The sequence below is a fragment of the Marinomonas phycocola genome, from assembly GCF_047525455.1.
In the GTDB taxonomy this organism is placed as follows: domain Bacteria; phylum Pseudomonadota; class Gammaproteobacteria; order Pseudomonadales; family Marinomonadaceae; genus Marinomonas.
Window position 1 is genome coordinate 68,095 of record NZ_JBLIXL010000001.1, and the last position, 17,303, is coordinate 85,397.

At 40.1% G+C, this 17,303-nt stretch carries 17 protein-coding genes; 13 read left to right on the forward strand and 4 right to left on the reverse strand.

The features are described 5' to 3' along the window. The first annotated feature begins 38 nt into the window (after positions 1-38). From ACMUMJ_RS00335 to ACMUMJ_RS00360, 6 genes are all read left to right on the forward strand, one after another. Positions 39-2,042, forward strand: coding sequence for a methyl-accepting chemotaxis protein (locus tag ACMUMJ_RS00335; RefSeq protein ID WP_527195811.1), 2,004 nt, complete (start codon positions 39-41; stop codon positions 2,040-2,042). Positions 2,043-2,200: 158 nt separating this feature from the next. After that, on the forward strand, positions 2,201-2,347 hold the full coding sequence (locus ACMUMJ_RS00340; RefSeq protein WP_414676805.1) for a methyl-accepting chemotaxis protein: 147 nt from the start codon (positions 2,201-2,203) through the stop codon (positions 2,345-2,347). 589 nt (positions 2,348-2,936) lie between these two features. Beyond that, the gene (ylqF, locus tag ACMUMJ_RS00345) at positions 2,937-3,947 is read left to right on the forward strand and encodes a ribosome biogenesis GTPase YlqF (RefSeq protein ID WP_414676806.1); all 1,011 of its coding nucleotides are present in this window, start codon (positions 2,937-2,939) and stop codon (positions 3,945-3,947) included. A gap of 9 nt (positions 3,948-3,956) precedes the next feature. Beyond that, positions 3,957-4,337: a YacL family protein gene (locus ACMUMJ_RS00350; protein ID WP_414676808.1), complete on the forward strand. Its 381-nt coding sequence runs from the start codon at positions 3,957-3,959 to the stop codon at positions 4,335-4,337. Between the two features lie 71 nt (positions 4,338-4,408). Beyond that, positions 4,409-5,014, forward strand: a complete 606-nt coding sequence (locus ACMUMJ_RS00355; RefSeq protein ID WP_414676809.1) for a hypothetical protein — start codon at positions 4,409-4,411, stop codon at positions 5,012-5,014. 101 nt (positions 5,015-5,115) lie between these two features. Continuing rightward, entirely contained in the window at positions 5,116-5,313 is a 198-nt protein-coding gene (locus ACMUMJ_RS00360; protein WP_414676810.1) for a YwbE family protein, read from the forward strand. A gap of 29 nt (positions 5,314-5,342) precedes the next feature. Here ACMUMJ_RS00360 and ACMUMJ_RS00365 read toward each other — a convergent pair whose 3' ends face one another. Together ACMUMJ_RS00365 and ACMUMJ_RS00370 are read right to left on the reverse strand one after the other, a co-directional pair. Continuing rightward, the gene (locus ACMUMJ_RS00365; RefSeq protein ID WP_414676811.1) at positions 5,343-6,275 is read right to left on the reverse strand and encodes an LpxL/LpxP family acyltransferase; all 933 of its coding nucleotides are present in this window, start codon (positions 6,273-6,275) and stop codon (positions 5,343-5,345) included. After that, positions 6,268-6,972 carry a 3-deoxy-D-manno-octulosonic acid kinase gene (locus tag ACMUMJ_RS00370; RefSeq protein WP_414676812.1) on the reverse strand — a complete coding sequence of 235 codons (705 nt, stop codon included), beginning with the start codon at positions 6,970-6,972 and terminating at the stop codon, positions 6,268-6,270. Before ACMUMJ_RS00370 ends, ACMUMJ_RS00365 begins: the two co-directional genes overlap by 8 nt. Before the next feature lie 122 nt (positions 6,973-7,094). Between ACMUMJ_RS00370 and ACMUMJ_RS00375 the strand changes: the two genes are divergently transcribed. Then, on the forward strand, positions 7,095-8,129 hold the full coding sequence (locus ACMUMJ_RS00375; RefSeq protein ID WP_414676813.1) for a glycosyltransferase family 9 protein: 1,035 nt from the start codon (positions 7,095-7,097) through the stop codon (positions 8,127-8,129). Here ACMUMJ_RS00375 and ACMUMJ_RS00380 read toward each other — a convergent pair. Beyond that, the gene (locus ACMUMJ_RS00380; protein WP_414676814.1) at positions 8,110-9,027 is read right to left on the reverse strand and encodes a LysR substrate-binding domain-containing protein; all 918 of its coding nucleotides are present in this window, start codon (positions 9,025-9,027) and stop codon (positions 8,110-8,112) included. The genes ACMUMJ_RS00375 and ACMUMJ_RS00380 overlap by 20 nt on opposite strands. Before the next feature lie 122 nt (positions 9,028-9,149). Between ACMUMJ_RS00380 and ACMUMJ_RS00385 the strand changes: the two genes are divergently transcribed. Together ACMUMJ_RS00385 and ACMUMJ_RS00390 are read left to right on the forward strand one after the other, a co-directional pair. Beyond that, a complete protein-coding gene (locus ACMUMJ_RS00385) occupies positions 9,150-10,316 on the forward strand; it encodes a TauD/TfdA family dioxygenase (protein WP_414676815.1) in 1,167 nt (388 codons plus the stop codon). Between the two features lie 215 nt (positions 10,317-10,531). Then, positions 10,532-12,268, forward strand: a complete 1,737-nt coding sequence (locus ACMUMJ_RS00390; RefSeq protein WP_414676816.1) for a BCCT family transporter — start codon at positions 10,532-10,534, stop codon at positions 12,266-12,268. A gap of 416 nt (positions 12,269-12,684) precedes the next feature. Here the strand turns inward: ACMUMJ_RS00390 and ACMUMJ_RS00395 are convergent, their stop codons facing one another. Further along, positions 12,685-13,638 (reverse strand): methylenetetrahydrofolate reductase, encoded by a 954-nt coding sequence (locus tag ACMUMJ_RS00395; protein WP_414676817.1) that lies wholly within the window; start codon positions 13,636-13,638, stop codon positions 12,685-12,687. Between the two features lie 166 nt (positions 13,639-13,804). Here ACMUMJ_RS00395 and ACMUMJ_RS00400 point away from each other — a divergent pair, with 166 nt between their 5' ends. From ACMUMJ_RS00400 to ppnP, 4 genes are all read left to right on the forward strand, one after another. Continuing rightward, positions 13,805-14,371 (forward strand): DUF1285 domain-containing protein, encoded by a 567-nt coding sequence (locus ACMUMJ_RS00400; protein ID WP_414676818.1) that lies wholly within the window; start codon positions 13,805-13,807, stop codon positions 14,369-14,371. Between the two features lie 120 nt (positions 14,372-14,491). Continuing rightward, the gene (locus tag ACMUMJ_RS00405) at positions 14,492-15,832 is read left to right on the forward strand and encodes a DEAD/DEAH box helicase (protein WP_414676819.1); all 1,341 of its coding nucleotides are present in this window, start codon (positions 14,492-14,494) and stop codon (positions 15,830-15,832) included. A gap of 131 nt (positions 15,833-15,963) precedes the next feature. Beyond that, positions 15,964-16,863 carry a transcriptional regulator GcvA gene (gcvA, locus tag ACMUMJ_RS00410; RefSeq protein ID WP_414677091.1) on the forward strand — a complete coding sequence of 300 codons (900 nt, stop codon included), beginning with the start codon at positions 15,964-15,966 and terminating at the stop codon, positions 16,861-16,863. A 70-nt stretch (positions 16,864-16,933) separates the two neighbouring features. Then, positions 16,934-17,221, forward strand: coding sequence for a pyrimidine/purine nucleoside phosphorylase (gene ppnP / locus ACMUMJ_RS00415; RefSeq protein WP_414676820.1), 288 nt, complete (start codon positions 16,934-16,936; stop codon positions 17,219-17,221). Positions 17,222-17,303: the final 82 nt, after the last annotated feature.

Genomic DNA, 17,303 nt, shown 5'->3' on the forward strand with positions numbered 1-17,303 from the left:
TGCATTAATGCATATTTTTGAAGCAGAAGGTGGAAAGCGTGTTTAAGCATTTGTCATTTAAAAAGAAATTGTTTGTTTTATTATTTCCGTTATTAGCTGGGTTATTGTTTTTTGCGGGACAAAAAACCTATGAAAATTTTCAGACACGTAATTCGATATTGCAGCTAACCGAGTTGCTTAATTATTCTATTGTTAGTAGCCATTTAGTGCATGAACTGCAAAAAGAAAGAGGATTAACAGCAGGATTTCTGAGCTCTGGAAAAAGGGATAACTCGTTTAAAAACAGACTGGATGATCAACGTAAAACGACAGATGATGCGTTAACAAATCAACAAAGAGAAATGGAGCGCCTTTCTTCGTCTGCTTTAACCTCTACCATAGTGAACATAAACAGTTCAATTTCATCAAAAATCAACCAATTAAATAACATCCGTCAAAAAGTTGATCAACGTTCAATCAAAGTTGGCGAAGCGATTCCCTATTACACCGGATTAAACGCTAATTTGCTGTCAGTCAGCGCAACCTCTGCCTTACTTAATGACAATGCGTATTTAGTGATGCAGTTGAGAGCCTATTTTAACTTCCTTCAAGCGAAAGAAAGGGCCGGAGTTGAGAGAGCGGTAATGAGTGCTGTGTTCAATAATCAATCCTTCCAAGGGAACCAATTCCAACGAATGGTACAGCTCGTAACTGAACAAGAGGCTTATTTGAATAATTTCATAACACTGGCTTCTGGGGATCAAATTAACTTCTATGATGGAATAACAAAAAAAGATGCGTTTTCTACCGTTGAGTCTATGAGGGCTGTGGCAGTAATGAAATACATTGAAGGTGGCTTTGATGTACCTTCACAAGAATGGTTTTCTGTTGCGACTGATCGTATTAATGCTTTGAAAGAAATGGAAGATAAGCTTTCCAGTGATATTCTATCCGATGCTGGAAAAGAGTTAGACTCGATTACTATGGATATATGGATTACTGATGCTATTTCTATAGGTGTTATTGGATTAGTTGTTGTCATTGTGACTTTGTTTGTGCGTCAAGTCAGCAGTCAAATTCAATCGTTGATTCAATCTATGTCTCAAGCGTCTGAAAAAAAAGACGTTTCTGTAAGAAGTCGTGTTTTATCATCAGATGAGTTAGGTAACTGTGCTAGCTATTTTAACAACATGATGGACACCTTTGAAAAGACATTGAGTCAAATAGAATCAAACAGCATTCAGCTTGCAGCAGCGTCAGAAGAAACAACAAACATCACTTCTTCTACAGCCGGTAATTTAGATCAACAAAAAAGTGAAACCACTCAAGTTGCTACAGCAACAGAAGAAATGTCTGTTTCTATTAAGGACGTGTCTTCTAATGCGGAGAACATTTTGCAATCCGCAAACCTAGTTGAAAAAAATACCGAAAGTGGTGTCAAAGGTGTTTCTCTGACAGTGCAAAACATGAGGAAACTGAAAGATGACATGTCTAAAGCGAATGAACAAGTCAAACAGTTACGTGCCAGTAGTGGTGAAATACACTCTATTGTTGATGTAATTAAAGCCGTTGCTGAGCAAACAAATTTACTGGCATTGAATGCTGCAATTGAAGCAGCGAGGGCTGGTGAAAAAGGGAGGGGTTTTGCTGTAGTTGCTGACGAAGTCAGAACCTTGGCTCAAAGAACGCAAGAATCGACGAATCAAATTGAATCAATGGTCACCCGTTTTCAATTGGACTCCGATAATGTTGCGACAAGCATTGAGGCATCTACGGTAAAAGTTGATGGATCGGTTCAGCAAACAGAATTGCTGTCAAGTCAATTAAATGAAATTCAAAAGTCGGTTGCTCACATTAATTCACAGTGTGTTCAGGTTACCTCTATAACTCAGGATCAAGTCGTTGCCACAGGTGAGATTGCTAAAAAAGTGGGCAGTATTGATTCGCTTTCAACAGTGAACTTTGAAGCAGGCTCTCAGATAATGGACGCTGCTGAGCAACAATCTATTTTGGCTGAGAACTTACGTATGTTGGCTGGGTCTTTTACGTTTAGCCGATCTTAAATACGTGTATTAATTGATTTATATTTTAGTGTTATTGCATCGGATGACTAATTCTTGCACGCCTATGTAAACAACCTAATATAAGCAGTCATTGACTTCACCTATAGTGAATTGGCTTTTAAGGTTACAATCTCCTATAAATAAAATGAGGACTTTTTATGAGTAACTTGTCAATGAATAAAGGTATTTCAGACAGTACATTACATTCTGTTAATGCGGCCAATGAAGCGGCTAGAGCGGGTGAGCAAGATCGTAGTTTTGCTGTGATTACAGATGAGGTCCGAAGGTTAGAGCCGCGTTCATAAGGCCGTGTTAACGAAATTGAAACCCTACTGTCTCATTTGAGTGATGAGAGTACTCAAGCAGTTGAAAGAATGAGGGTCAGTATCGGTATAGTAGGGTCTTCGTAGGAGCAAGTTGAACGAGCGAATGAACTTACCATGTTATTATGAAACAAATTGATCAAATAATGGAACAAGCTCAACGTATTGTGGATGCCGCAGAAGAGCAGAGTATTGTGTCGGATAACATCAGTAAAATTGTTTCTTTTTTCTAGATCCAACTTTCGATCATTCTTCATATGAGCCAATATGACTTCTGTCTTCGTTAATCGAGTTTTATCGGTCATTGCTTCTGTTTATTCGAGTAATGTCGTCAATGAAGCTCTCCTTGTAGAACGTAATTTTGTGGTACATGTGTATCATTTTGTGAGGTGCGTCTCTGACTTTCTATATTTTGCTTACTTCATTTAGGGGGGAAGGAGTGATTTTATTATATAGGGGGAAGGCTAGCCCTTTTATCAACTGTATGAAAAATCCATTTCATAAAAAGAATTCGATGTGTTTGTGGTATTATGCGTTTCATTATTAGCATGAAGAAAAAAGAGGTGGGTAAGTGAGCGTTCAGTGGTTTCCAGGACACATGAACAAGGCACGACGTGAAATAGAAGACGTTATGCCTCAAGTTGATCTTGTAATCGAAGTACTAGATGCACGGATTCCAGATTCTAGCCAAAACCCCATGCTTTCGACGTTACGTGGTGATGTCCCTGTTTTACGTTTGTTGAATAAAAAAGACCTAGCGGATCCAGAACGCATTGCTTTGTGGTTAAGCCATTGGCGAGATAATGACTCTATTACTGCACAACCTTTTTCAACGATGGATAAGACGGATCTGCATAATTTAAATCAGTGGGTAAAACGTCTTGTTCCTCATCGTGGAACGGCTGAAAAGCCCATTCGTGCCATGATTGCGGGTATTCCAAATGTAGGAAAATCCAGTTTGATGAATGCCTTAATCGGCAAGCGTGTGGCCAAAGTAGGGGATGAACCTGCGGTGACCAAAGGTCAGCAAAAACTGAAAGTTACCCCTGAATTTCAAATATTAGATACGCCTGGGATTTTATGGCCAAAAATTGAAAGTCCAAGAGCGAGTTATCGTCTGGCGGTGACTGGGGCAGTAAGAAATACGGCCATGGATTATGAGTTAGTTGCTTTGGATGGTATTGACTTTTTCATGGAGCATTACTCAGAAGCACTGATGACGCGTTATAAGATCAAAGAGATGCCTGCTACGTCAGATGAGGTTCTAACAATCATAGGTCAAAAACGTGGTGGTCTTAGGGCTGGCGGTAAAGTAAATATGCATAAAGCCGCAGAAGTTTTCTTAACGGATGCGCGTGCTGGTATTGTTTGCCCGTTTGTTATGGAAACCCCTGCAATGATAGCAGAAGAAGAGCGTCAGGTCGAAGAGGTTAAAGCAGCGAAAGAAGCGGCAAAACAAGCTCGATTGGAAGCGGCTATTCCACAAAGACAGCAGCAGAAAAATAAAGAATATAGAGCTAAACTAGAAGTATCAGGGAAATTTAATGGTGATTCTACGAACAACGCGTCAGAAGATAGGTGAGTAAAAGTTATGAACTATGAAATAGCATACAGCGAAGATGAATTGGGTTATCGAGTTCAAATGGATTATGAATTCTCTGTAATAGGGGATTGGATCAGTGAGCATTTAGTAACACGAACGGATATTCAAAAAGTACTTCAATACATTCGTTTTGCTGAAAATGAAGAGGAGATGAGTCACTTTATTCAAGGGAACTTTGACGTCGTTATTCAAAAAAGTGGCGTGAGTGTTAGCCGCAAAGTGGACATGTCTGATGCCAGAGACGAAATTGTCGCTATGTTTGATACTCAAAGTGATTTTTACCAAACATCTGAAGAAGGCATTCAAGCTGAATGCGGATTGGATGATTTGAGTGGAATCATAGAAAATTGGCATGAAGTGGTTCAATAAGATTGTTAGTAGCGCTGGCTGGGTTTACACTAGGACTCTGTAATTATTTACTTTTGCTTTAGGGAGCCAACATGCTCATCGAATTGGAAAAAGCTCGTACTCGAAATAATTTAGTTCGTATATTTCGCGAAGACCTAGAAGGTCCGGATAGTTGGAGTGATGGTTTTGTAGTAGCAGCCAATGAAGAAATGGTTGTTATACAATTGTTGGATGAAAGTATTCGGCTGAATGGCTATCAAATATTATTTTTGGAAGACATTAGTGATTTTGTTCATCCTGCCCCGTTTAATGATTTTCAAAAACGCGTGTTGGAGCTTCGTGGAGAAGAAGTTGATGTGCCTAAGTTTGAATTAGGTGATCTTGGTCAGCTATTAATTGATATTAGTGAAGAGTATGGTCTGGTTACTTTACATCGTGAAGAATCTGAAAGTGACAGCTGTGAAATCGGTCGAGTTTTGAAATCCGATGAAGTGACCTATGAGCTAGAAGAAATTGGGTCGGATGCTCGTTGGTTTGATGACACATATGAATATGACTTGTATGACATTACTCGAATTGAATTCGGTGGCGCATACGAAGAGGCGTTATTGCTTGTGAACGATGATTTAGGCGATGATGCCTTTGAATTGTCTGATGAGTACGAAGATGATGATTTTGAAGAAGTAGAAATGCGTTAATCCGCAAAATATACGGTTCTTTTGTTTGAGATAAAAAGAATGCGCCTCTTGTGAGGCGTTTTTTTTAGTCATTAATGGATGATCTATTATTAGGAAATATTATGTCTATACCATCAAGAGCCAACATTAAGATCGGTTCAAAGGTAAATATCATTCAAAAAGAAGATCAAGGTTCTGGTTGTTTAACTCAAGGTAAAGTCGAACGGTTACTGACAAAATCACCAAGCCATCCCCATGGCATTAAGGTTAGGCTTGATACAGGGGAAGTGGGTCGAGTTCAGTCATTTGATAACGAGTAGGAAAGTAAAAGACGTCAAGGCTCATATTATTAATATGGCCCTTTATCGTTTTCGTTTTTTTGTGTTTTAAAACGTCGATGTGTCCAAAAGTACTGTTCTTTTTTGCTATTAATGAGCTGTTCCATCATCTTATTCATGGCTGTCGCGTTCTCTACATCATCCATAAACGGAAAGCCTTCAGGTGTGGGTTGTAAGGAAATATGATAGCCTGTTTTTGTGCGGTAATAATCGTATAGTAAAACGGGGGCGTTTGTGATTCTTGATACCTTGCCTATATGGGCGATGGTCGCGCATTCAACCCCAAAAAAAGGCGCAAATACGGACACTTTTCTGCCATAATCTTGATCTACTGCATACCAAACGGCTCTGTTGTTTTTTAAAGATCGTACCACTTCTCGCATATTGCTACGTTCAATGGTTTTCTCGAATGTACGTTCTCTTTGTCGCTCCATAATCCAATTTAATACGGGGTTGCTTTGTAATTTATAAATGGGGTGGACGTTAACAAAGCGTGTCATTTGACCTCCACAAAGGTCGATAGAAGAAAAGTGTCCACCAATAATGATGCAGCCTTTGCCTTGTTTAAACGTCTCTTCTAAGAGTGATTCCCCAGAGAAAGTAACGCGAGATGCAGTATGCTCAACTGGAAAAAACCAGCTTACTAACATTTCAAATAAGCCCATCCCCATGCTTTCAAAGTGGCGCTTTGCCAATACTTCTCGTTTATTTTTCTGCATGTCTGGATAGCAAATGTTGAGGTTTTTTAGGCAAATATTACGCCTTCTTGGGCTTAGCCTGTATAATAAACGACCTATGTTTTTGCCTAAGAAGTGTTGTAGTTTCCATGGGAGGTGCGCTAATAGCCACGCAATACCAACACCAAACCAAGTTGCCCAATATCGAGGTGCTAAATAGGGCCAAATACTTTGATTTAAAGTGCTTATTTTTTTCGATTTAGCCATGATACCCTTCTAATAATTGAGCCCAATGCGTTTCGGAAAAATGAAAGTCATTGTGTTTTTGTTGCTCTTTATTTAATGATCGTAAAAGACGCTGTAAATTGCTTTCCTGCCAGTCTGATGATGGGGGGCGTTGGTCGCATTTATCAAAATCAATCAACCAAACCTTTTTTGTATTATCGATCAGAATGTTATGGCAATTTAAGTCGGAATGGAAAACACCTGCTTGATGAAATCGTTTGATTGTTTGCCCGACACTATACCAATTAATGGGTATTGCATTTCTGGCTAATTCAAATAATTCATTTGTATTGCTCAATGTTTCGGTCAGTAGAAACGCTTCGTAAAAGCCATTTTTTTTGATGACTTTTCCCGCAATGGGTTTAGGAACAGGGAGGCCTTGGTTGAACATGCTTTCAAGTAAGCTCAACTCTTGAAAAGGGCGGCTTTTTTGAAAACCTTCAAATAAAAAACGATATTTTATAAACTTCGAAATGACGCCTCCTCGTCGATATTGCTTTAAAACAAACTCACCTTGTGTGTTTTTAATAAACCAAACCGTCCCTCTACCAGATGCGATGCCTGATAGTTCATCACGTGATTGCCAGTAGTTTGCAGAAAACCAATCAGAAATGATAGGCAGTGTGGTCTCACTGAGTAATAATTCAATATTTTTACTAACTACTTGTCTTTGCGGCATCTTTTGATCAGTTTTACATTTAATATGAGTAAAGGCTTGGTGAGTTAAATTTGTATCTGACTCACTTTATATTATTAGGTATTCTATAATAGACGCGGTTTGAACGCAGTACTTGAGGCAAAATGAATTTGGATAAGATTAATCACATCGCCATTCTTCGGCTCTCGGCCTTGGGGGACGTCTGTCATGCTATGTTTGTTGTCTCAGCAATCAAAAAGCGGTATCCAAATGCGAGCATTACATGGATAACCAGTCCTTTAGAAGCTCATATTGTGCGACATCTGCCTGCTGTGACTGTGTGCGTATACGACAAAAAGGCAGGTATTAAAGGCATGATCGCTTTAAGAAGGGCGTTGTCTCATGTGACGTTTGATGTATTGCTTCATATGCAATGGTCTCTACGTGCCAGTGCGTTAAGTCGCATGATAAAAGCGAAGAAAAGGATTGGTTTTGCTCTTAGTCATTCACGAGAAAAGCAGAGCTGGTTTGTCAATGAACTTGCCCCTGAACCAAGAGGCCCTCATGTATTGGATGCGTTATTCTCGTTAGCTGAGGCGATTGATGTGACGGAATTACCTGAGTCTTGCGATATTATTTTGGAGCCATTGACTGTTGCTTTGCCTGATCAGTTTGTTGTGATTAACCCAAGCGCATCAAAACAAGAAAGGAACTGGACGTTAGAGGGGTATCGCTCACTTATTCATTTTTTTGCAGAACGTAATATTCCAGTCGTGTTGACAGGCAGCCCTGCGTCAACAGAGGTAGAGTTTGCCAATACATTATTAGAAGACCCTTCAATAGAAAGTCATGCAGTGACTAATTTAGTTGGAAAAACGTCTATTTCAAAAATGCTCAGTATAATACACGCAAGTAAATTGGTGATTGCTCCCGATACTGGCCCAGCCCATATTGCTACTTTAGTGGGTACTCCTGTGATTGGATTGTATGCGCATTCTAATCCTAAAAGAACGGGGCCTTATAAAGATTTGTCTAAAGTAGTCAGTGTGTACGATGATTTAGCCGAGAAAGAATACAGTAAATCTGTCGCAGAGCTTCCGTGGGCCGCACGTGTCCATGATGCTCATGCTATGTCTTACATTCAGTTGGAGCAGGTATTAGAAAAAGTGACGGCCAGTCTTAGCGAGCATGTTCTGTAGCGACTAATTCTGGTTGTATGTCTGTCATTTCTTCTAATAGCCAGTCACGGAAGACTGTCGCGGATTTTGATAAGGGCTTGCCTTTAGGAAAGGCCAAAAAGTAGTTGTCTTCTGTTTTAATTCGTACATCAATGGGGGCGATTAATTTGTGTTTGAGGTACTGCTTAGCAAATAAATCTGGATAGGCTAGCATCACACCAAGCCCTGATTCCACCATAAGTGTGGCGGCAAGCAAGGTATCTACCTTGTGGTAAATAACGGTATTTGAATCAATGTCTATACCTATCTTTTCAAACCATTGAGTCCAAGAGTGACTGGTTCCTAATACTTCAATCAAAGGCAATGACAGTAAATCTGAGGGATCCGAAATTAATTTGGCAATATGAGGTGAGCAATAAGGTTGAACCTCTGCTTCTATTAATGCGTCTAAACTCAAGTCCGGCCAATTGCCGTTTCCATTCATAATGGCAAGGTCGTGACCGCTTTCGGAAAAAGCTTTGTCCCAATTTGAGTGAACGAGTTGTAATCTGATACCAGGATAGCGCGTGCAAAATTTGTATAAATTATTTGAAAGCCATAAAGACGAAAACGCATAGTTTACATGGAGAACGAGGCGGCCTTTTCCTACTGGGGAAAAAATGTCAGCGGTTTTACGTTGTAAGTTGTTTAAGGCGCTTTGCACGACGGGTAAATAGGCCAGCCCACTGTTTGTTAGGACGATTTTTCTATGTTTGCGGGTAAACAGATCATCACCTAAATGATGTTCTAATAATTTAATTTGTTGGCTAACAGCCGATTGAGTCATGTGTAGCTCACGAGCGGCTGCACTAAAATTAAGCAATCGTGCTGCGGCTTCAAATGTTTTGACCCAATTCATTGAGGGAAGATCTGATTTCATATTTTGCATTAGCCTAGCTTATTATCTTGTAGAGAATATGTTGTTAGCATAAAAAATACAATGTATCTAGCATAGTAAGGATCTGCTATTTAAGCAGTTTTTGTACGAAGGAGTTAGATATCATGGCATTAACCCATTCAGAAGTAACCAATTTAAACATAACGACAGAGGATGCTTGCATCGTATCCATTCAGCAAAATAAGAATAGCCTTTGCGTTCAATGGAGTAATGGTACGGAATCTGAATTTCATTATCTTTGGTTAAGAGATAATTGCTCAACGGCTTTTCATGAAAAAACAGGGGAAAGAGATTTTGACTTGCTGAGTGTGAGTGAAGACATTCACCCGCTTAATGTTGAGTGGAATAACGACAAGTTGAACATTGAATGGTCAGAAGCGGGCCATAAAAGCAGTTTTTTACAAACATGGTTGTATAAACGTTGTTATTCTCGAATGAACAGTGATCGTCATTTAAGTACGTATCAAAGTTGGGACACGTCTTTTGTGAATCGTATTCCTCGTGCTCAATATCAGGATGTGATGAACAATGATGCAGATTTATACCAATGGATGGTTGAGTTGGATAAATTTGGATTAACCCTTGTTGAAGGTATGCCTGATACGGCTGCATCCACAACAGATTTTGCGACACGTGTTGATTATTTGCGTCAAACAAATTTCGGGACGACGTTCGATGTGGTGTCTGTAGAGTCTCCGATCAATTTGGCATATACTTCTATTTCTTTGCCTTTGCATACCGATTTATCGAATCAAGAAACGCCACCGGGTTACCAGTTTTTACATTGTTTGGCGAATGACTGTGTTGGCGGTGAGTCTACTTTTGTTGATGGCCTACGTGTTGCGGAAGAATTGCGTGAACAATGCCCTGATCATTTTAAAATATTGGCTGAATACGCTGTTCCATTTCGTTTTTATGATAAAGAACACGACATTCGCCAACATCATCCTGTAATTAATGTCGACAGTTTTGGCAACATTGTTGAGATTAAATACAACGCTCATTTAGCTGATATTTTTGATTTACCCGCCAATATTATGCATGAGTATTACCTTGCTTATCGTAATTTGATGGCGCGTTTACGTGACGAACGATTCAAAATTGAGATCAGGCTGCAAGCGGGGCAAATGGTGGTTTTTGATAACCGCCGTGTATTACATGGCCGTAATAAATTTGAAGACACCAGTGGCCTCCGTCACCTGCATGGTTGTTATGTTGATCGGTCTGAGTTTAAAAGCCGTTTAAGAGTGCTTGCAGTGGAGCAAGGATAATACCGCGCTCATTTTATGTATGAATAACGAAACTGTACCTCTGAAATTATCTCTCTTAACTTCTAAAAAAGTTGAAACAACAAGCACTCATCGTTTTTTGCACCTTGAGTGTTTTCTTTGAATAACAAAAAAAGGAGCTATAAAAAAACAGAAAGAATTTTTACGTTAACGGCTTGACGTTAAAGCCTAATTAAAAAAACCAAAAAGGAACATCTATGTTAAGTAATGAAAAGATAGAGGCGCTGATCGAAAAGCGCGGTGTGTTGAAGGGGTTGAATTCAACCTTAGGGATAAGCGCCATATCACTTGTTATTGTCTTTGTGCTTTACACCATTTTATTAGGACAAACAGCGAGCGAGCAGTTTCTAGGGATTAAAAGCTGGATTGAGCAAACTCTGGGTTGGTACTACATTGTCGTGATGTTGTCTGCTTTTATTATCTGTGTGTATGTCATGTTCTCCAAAGCGGGTTCTATCCGACTTGGTCGAGATGATGAGCGTCCAGAGTTTTCCAATTTTGCTTGGTTCTCCATGCTGTTTGGTTGTGGTACTGGTGCAGGAATGCTGTTCTTCTCTATGTCAGAGCCTATGATCCATTTTGCTAGTGATTGGAGTGGTGGCAACCCATTTATGAGTAGCGAAGCTAAGTTGGCGGTAAGTCAGTTTTTTACGGCTAAACAAGAAGCATTAGCTGCTGGTCTGCTTCCGGGGGATGCCGGTTTTCCTTTGCCTAGTTATCTTGTTGCAGAAGCGGCTTCGAGTGGTATGACATTAACCATTTTGCATTGGGGGACTGTTGCTTGGGGAATTTATGGCATTGTTGGTCTTTCTTTGGCTTATTTTGCGTTTCGAAAAGGGCTTCCTCTTTCGATTCGCTCGGCCCTTTATCCACTGATTGGTGATCGTATTTATGGGCCGATTGGTCATACTGCCGATGTTCTTGCGGTACTGGGAACCATTTTTGGCATTTCAACAACGTTAGGGTTGGGTGTACAGCAAATAGGTGCGGGTCTCGTCTCTTTGGGTATCATTGAAGAAACAAATCAAACTATCACTGTTGTATCAATTATTTTGGTGACCGTCATGGCAACACTGTCTGCTACGAGTGGTGTCGCAAAAGGAATCAAAATTTTATCGACGACAAATTCGTATATCTGTATTGCTATTTTGGCGTATTTTTTAATTTCTAGTGAGGGAACCAATTACATCATTGCGAGTTCACTGACCTCTTTGGGTGACTATGTATCCAATGTTATCTCTATGACACTATGGACGGCTCGTAGCCCTGAAGAGCGTACTTGGCAGGGTGGCTGGACTATCTTTTATTGGGGGTGGTGGATTGCTTGGTCTGCGTTTGTTGGTTTGTTTATCGCGCGTATCTCTCGTGGTCGTACCATTCGTGAGTTTGTTTTAGGTGTGATGTTTATTCCATCTGTTGTATCTTTGTTGTGGTTTGGTGTCATTGGCTCTGCAGGTATTTATGAGTCTCTATATGGCGCTGATATGACTATTTACAATACATCTGTACAGAATTGGGATTATGCTGGAACGATTTATGCTTCTTTTGATGTATTAACACCGGGTATTCCTGCATTGATCGCAAAAGCATGTGCGCTTGTGGTGGTGGTTATCTTCTTTGTAACTTCAGCAGATTCTGGCACCCTTGTATTGGGTCGACTGTTGTCTTTTGGCCGTCGTCCTCCTGTGCAGCAACGTATCATTTGGGGTGCTGTCTTAGGATTGGTTACTCTGGTTGTCTTGTTGATGGGTGGTAATGAAGCGCTTAGAGCATTACAGGCTGCATCTATTGCAGGGGCATTGCCTTTCACCTTTATCCTAATCGCGATGATGTGGGGATTGGTCAAATCGTTACGCAAAGACAGTGAACATATCGTTGCTGATGAAGAGATTGTTAGAAAAATGATTGAAAAAGAAGTGGCCGATTTGTCTTAAACCTCGGCTTGTTAGATACTCTTTTAGGGACGCTTGATGCGTCCCTTTTTATTGTGCTTTTCATTTTCAGTTTAGATTATGTATTGCTTTTAATTAAGAAGGATTTTCTGTAGCAATAGAGGCGGGTATAAGGTTTACCTTACCCTGTTCTATTGTTTAATAGTCAGGATACACTGTACAGCAGAAGCCTAAATTCAGGAGCAAATAAAGATAACAGGGAGACGATCTCATAGCATACAAAAAAACAGGGGGCATAGGCGGTTTAAGCTCTGAATCCACGGTAAGTTATTATCTTCATATTACGCATTTGTATTTTAAAAAATGAGAACTTACCAGTATCCAGAAATAAAAAGAGCAACAAACGCCTTAATATAGGTATTTGTTGCTTCTTCTATGCAGTTTTTTACTGGTTACTATTATAGCGACCGCTCCGCCAGTTTTAGATCTAACGTCGCTTTTAATAGTTTAAACAATCGAATAGAGGCATCAATTTCACTTTTTCTATTGGTTAAACTTTCAATGTTTAAACCAAGTGGAATCTCTAGATCCAATGTCGCTTCGATAATTTGTTCTAATGCGTTGCGGCATACTCTAATGGATTCTGCTAGTGGTTCTTTTGCATCAAGAATACGATGACGAGTTGCTTCAGGAACCGAAATGCCCAGCCACTCCATAAACTCCAATGTTTTTGCGCTGCCACAAGGTGTAAAAGTTAAAATGATTCTTTTCGGTTGAATGCCTTGATCACGGCAGCCGCGAGCGTAACGACTAATCAAATCTATCGTTGCTTGAGGGTTGTAGACCGCTTGGGATATGAAAAAGTCACAACCGGACTCTGACTTATTCATTAGGCGAGTGTGTTCATCGCCTTTTATTGCGTGTCTCTCTGCAATAGTAACCCCACCCAAGTTAAATGCTTGAGGTTGATTTTTGAGACAGTGATACGCTTTGGCTAAAGGTAATTTGATGTCGCTTTCAGAAGAAGGTGATCCCACTAAAACAAGATCACGAATGCCGTATGTGCTCCATGACTCATCCAACCAGCCTATAAATTCGCCTTCTGAGCGCGCGGACACACTTTTATAGGTGATAACGGGTTTTCCAGATAATGTGTTTAAGCGATTAGACCATTTTCTTGGATCATGGGTTTCCATAAAAGGAAAAGGGCGTGGCTTATCCGTACGGCTACTTTCATCTTGAATGTCGTAGACAATTAAGCCATCGACTTCAATATGATTCAATCTGTCCATGAGTTTTTGAGAGATTTCAGTTAGCATGGTGTCTTCTGTTGAGGATTTTGGTGGAGTTGTACCGATAAAATAAACGCCTCGCGAAGGGTCTTGGAATTTTGTTGCTAACTCAGATTTCATAATCTCACACTCATATTTAAAAACAGATATCAAACCAGTGGTCGAAAATGTTTCGAACCGTATTGGATGACGCTATTTTAACAGTGAAATGAATTCAAGATCTCTTTATTGGTGCTGAAAATTATTAATGTTAAAGTGAGGTCTGCTAATTTATGGAGGGAAATGTATGAAAGGTTTAAATTTATCCAGTATAAAGTCCGATGAAAAATTGCCTCCTGTTCATCTGTGGCATCCTGAATTATGTGGCGATATGGATTTGGTGATTCAAGCAAATGGTGAATGGGTTCACGAAGGTGTTCCTATGGTTCGAGCCTCAATGAAAAAGATGTTTAGCCGAATTTTGTGGCTAGAAGAGGGAGAGTATTACTTGGTGACACCTCATGAAAAAGTTCAAATCCAAGTAGAAGACGCTCCGTTTCTAGTAAATCGGTCTCAATGTATACCGTTAGAAAATAACAGCTCAAATAAATCTAATGACGAGACTCTTATTCAGTTTGTTACCTCAGTAGACGATGTTTTAACGTTAGGGAAGGATTGTGACCTCTGGACGGAGCAAGGTCCTCAAGGTGAAAGACCTTATATCACGATGCGTTATGGTATGAAGGCGATGCTGCATCGCAATGTGTATTATGATTTGGTCAATCAAGGTTTTGAAAAAAAGATCGATGGTAAATACCATATTTGTATTCGAAGTGCAGGTAAAGAGTACTCTTTAGGTGCGTTAGATGCGTAAATGATTCTGACGAAATAGGCTGTTAAGCAGTAATAGCGCATTACCACGACGATAGCATCAGGTATAATTCCGTCTCTTTTAGCGGTATACGCTACATTCTTTATTTATGAGGTTCTTTTTTTGCAATTTACTGATTTTGGTTTCGATAATCGCATTCTCCAATCCTTACGACATTTAGGTTTTGATGAAGCAACTGAAATACAGACCAGAGCCATTCCTGAAGTGATGGCTGGGCGTGATTTATTAGCATCATCCAAAACGGGTTCTGGTAAAACTCTTGCGTATTTGTTACCGGCTTTGCATCGGGTTTTTAAAGTTAAGCCCTTGTCTAAGCGTGATCCTCGAGTTGTAGTGTTAGTGCCAACTCGCGAATTGGCCAAGCAAGTGTTTTCTCAATTACGCCTTTTGCTTGCAGGGACTCGTTTCAGTTCTAACCTGATTTTGGGCGGTGAAAACTTTAATGATCAAATTAAGGCCTTGCAAAAAGATCCTCATTTTATTGTCGCGACGCCCGGTCGATTAGTGGATCACCTTAAGCAACGTAATGTCTTTTTAGAAGGGTTAGAGTTACTTATCCTCGATGAAGCTGATCGTATGTTAGATCTGGGTTTTGCCGAGCAGTTAAAATTCATTGATGAGACGGCGAATCATAGATTGAGACAAACCGTGTTCTTCTCCGCTACATTGGATAATACAGAAGTCAATGAAATTGCTCAGACTCTTCTTCGTGAGCCATCACGTGTGGCGATTGGTTCGGGGATTGATGAGCATAAAGACATCACTCAAACCTTTTACCTATGTGATCATCTTGATCATAAAGAGGCGTTGTTGACGTACTTTTTAACGCAAGAAAATATTAAACAAGCCATTGTGTTTACTGCGACAAAAGCGGACACTGCTCGCTTATCTGCCATAATTCATGAGCTGGGTCACACTACTCAAGCGTTAAACGGTGATTTATCTCAAGCGGCTCGCAACAAAGTGATGGACAGCTTTTCCCGTGGTCATTTTAAAGTGTTGGTCAGTACTGATGTGGGTTCTCGTGGGCTGGACATTGCCAATATTTCTCACGTGATTAACTTCGATATACCAAAGCAAGCAGAGGAATACGTTCACCGTACAGGACGGACTGGGCGTGCGGGTTTTAAAGGCGATGCGATCTCTTTGGTTGGGCCAAAAGACTGGTACAATTTTAAAGATCTTGAATTGTTTTTGCAGCGTCAATTTGTCTTTGCTGTTGTTCCATCGTTAGAATCTTCCTTTAGAGGATTAGCTCCGAAGAAGGTGGGGACAGCTTCGAAAAAACAAGCGCCAAAAGAGGCTCACAAAGCGACAAAAAAGATGCAAAAATCCTCTGGGTCTAAAAGACGTTTTAATCTATCTGAGCAAGCGGGCTTTGAACCTTTTCGCATACCAAAAAGTAAACGTAGATTGCCTGTAGATGATGATCCTGAAGCGTAAACTAGGCTAAATCAAATCAGCCGTTTGGTTTTTTAGTATAAACGATATTAGGTGACCGAAGACATTACCCTTGACAGGGTTGTATATTCTAGGCAATTTATAGTTTTACTTATCTATATGGAGATAAGGATATTAATCGTTTACCACCACTAAATGCACTCAAATCATTTGAATCGGCAGCACGGCACGGCAGCTTTAACAAAGCGGCTCAAGAGTTGTTTGTTACGCCTTCTGCAATTAGCCATCAGATAAAAAGCTTAGAATCGTTCCTTGGGATCGAACTGTTTCATCGCACTAAAAGAAAGGTCATTTTAACCGAAGCAGGCGAAGAATATATCCAGCCGATTAAGCGTGTCTTTGAGCTCATTGAAGTGGCTACCAACGATATGTTGAGTAAACAAAATGAAGGCTCTTTGCACTTAGCAGTGACACCTATTTTCCTGAACCGTTGGTTAATGCCGAGGTTAGGCGATTTTTATTCTCAGCACCCTGAAATTGAATTAGAAATAAGTACTACGTCTGGCTTAATTAATTTCGATGTGGCGGACATTGATATAGCGGTGTATTTTGGCCTTGGAGAATGGGACGATGTGGAATCGCATTTCTTAAAGTCTGTTGCCCTTGTGCCTGTTTGCAATCCCACTCTCATCAAAAAAGACATGCCGATTAATTGTCCTGAAGACATGCGTTTTTATCCTTTATTGCATGTGATCAAACGAAAAGAAGAGTGGCGTGGTTGGATAAAGCAACACGGCTTGGATCCAAAGTTATTCCGTCGAGGTTTGATGTTTTCTACCGGGTCGCTGACAGCTGGCGCAGCGATACAGGGCTTAGGCATTGCGCTTGTAGACCCTGAGTTAGTGCAAAGTGATGTTGAATCAGGGAACTTAGAGATTCTTTTTGATCAGCAATTGATTACTGACCGATCTTTCTATTTGGTGCATCAGAAGCGCCGCTCAATGACTCCGGCAATGTTAGCCTTTAAAGCTTGGTTGACGAAAGAAATTAAGTCTTCTCAGGCAGAAACATAACAAAGACTATTGCGTCCCTTTCTTAAAAAGTCGTATATTCGTTTCTTTTAAGATCAATCAAGAGGTTAGTATGTCTACACTCTCGGTAAACAGTTATTTTGATGACCAAGTTAAGTCCATTGCATTAGATAATAGTGAAGGGACGTCCACTGTAGGTGTAATGGCTGTAGGAGAGTATACTTTTAGCACATCACAGCGCGAATATATGACAGTGGTTACAGGTGCTTTGAAAGTTTGTCTACCGAATGCAACCGATTGGCAGGTTTTCTTAAAGGGTGAAACCTTTATTGTAGAAGCGAACTTACGCTTTAATGTTATTGTGAGCGAACAAACTGCGTACCTATGTCGATACGAGTAAAGAGTCATTAAATTGCTTTAGAAGGCAGATGTTACGTTTTAATGTGTTGTGTTTTGGCGAATTGCGTTTTAGGTAATTGCTA

Coding starts and splice junctions, on each gene's coding strand:
- ACMUMJ_RS00340 (WP_414676805.1), top strand. CDS start 2,201: ATGAGTAACTTGTCAATGAATAAAGGTATTTCAGACAGTACATTACAT.
- ACMUMJ_RS00350 (WP_414676808.1), top strand. CDS start 3,957: ATGAACTATGAAATAGCATACAGCGAAGATGAATTGGGTTATCGAGTT.
- ACMUMJ_RS00355 (WP_414676809.1), top strand. CDS start 4,409: ATGCTCATCGAATTGGAAAAAGCTCGTACTCGAAATAATTTAGTTCGT.
- ACMUMJ_RS00360 (WP_414676810.1), top strand. CDS start 5,116: ATGTCTATACCATCAAGAGCCAACATTAAGATCGGTTCAAAGGTAAAT.
- ACMUMJ_RS00365 (WP_414676811.1), bottom strand. CDS start 6,275: ATGGCTAAATCGAAAAAAATAAGCACTTTAAATCAAAGTATTTGGCCC.
- ACMUMJ_RS00370 (WP_414676812.1), bottom strand. CDS start 6,972: ATGCCGCAAAGACAAGTAGTTAGTAAAAATATTGAATTATTACTCAGT.
- ACMUMJ_RS00375 (WP_414676813.1), top strand. CDS start 7,095: ATGAATTTGGATAAGATTAATCACATCGCCATTCTTCGGCTCTCGGCC.
- ACMUMJ_RS00380 (WP_414676814.1), bottom strand. CDS start 9,027: ATGAAATCAGATCTTCCCTCAATGAATTGGGTCAAAACATTTGAAGCC.
- ACMUMJ_RS00385 (WP_414676815.1), top strand. CDS start 9,150: ATGGCATTAACCCATTCAGAAGTAACCAATTTAAACATAACGACAGAG.
- ACMUMJ_RS00390 (WP_414676816.1), top strand. CDS start 10,532: ATGTTAAGTAATGAAAAGATAGAGGCGCTGATCGAAAAGCGCGGTGTG.
- ACMUMJ_RS00395 (WP_414676817.1), bottom strand. CDS start 13,638: ATGAAATCTGAGTTAGCAACAAAATTCCAAGACCCTTCGCGAGGCGTT.
- ACMUMJ_RS00400 (WP_414676818.1), top strand. CDS start 13,805: ATGAAAGGTTTAAATTTATCCAGTATAAAGTCCGATGAAAAATTGCCT.
- ppnP (WP_414676820.1), top strand. CDS start 16,934: ATGTCTACACTCTCGGTAAACAGTTATTTTGATGACCAAGTTAAGTCC.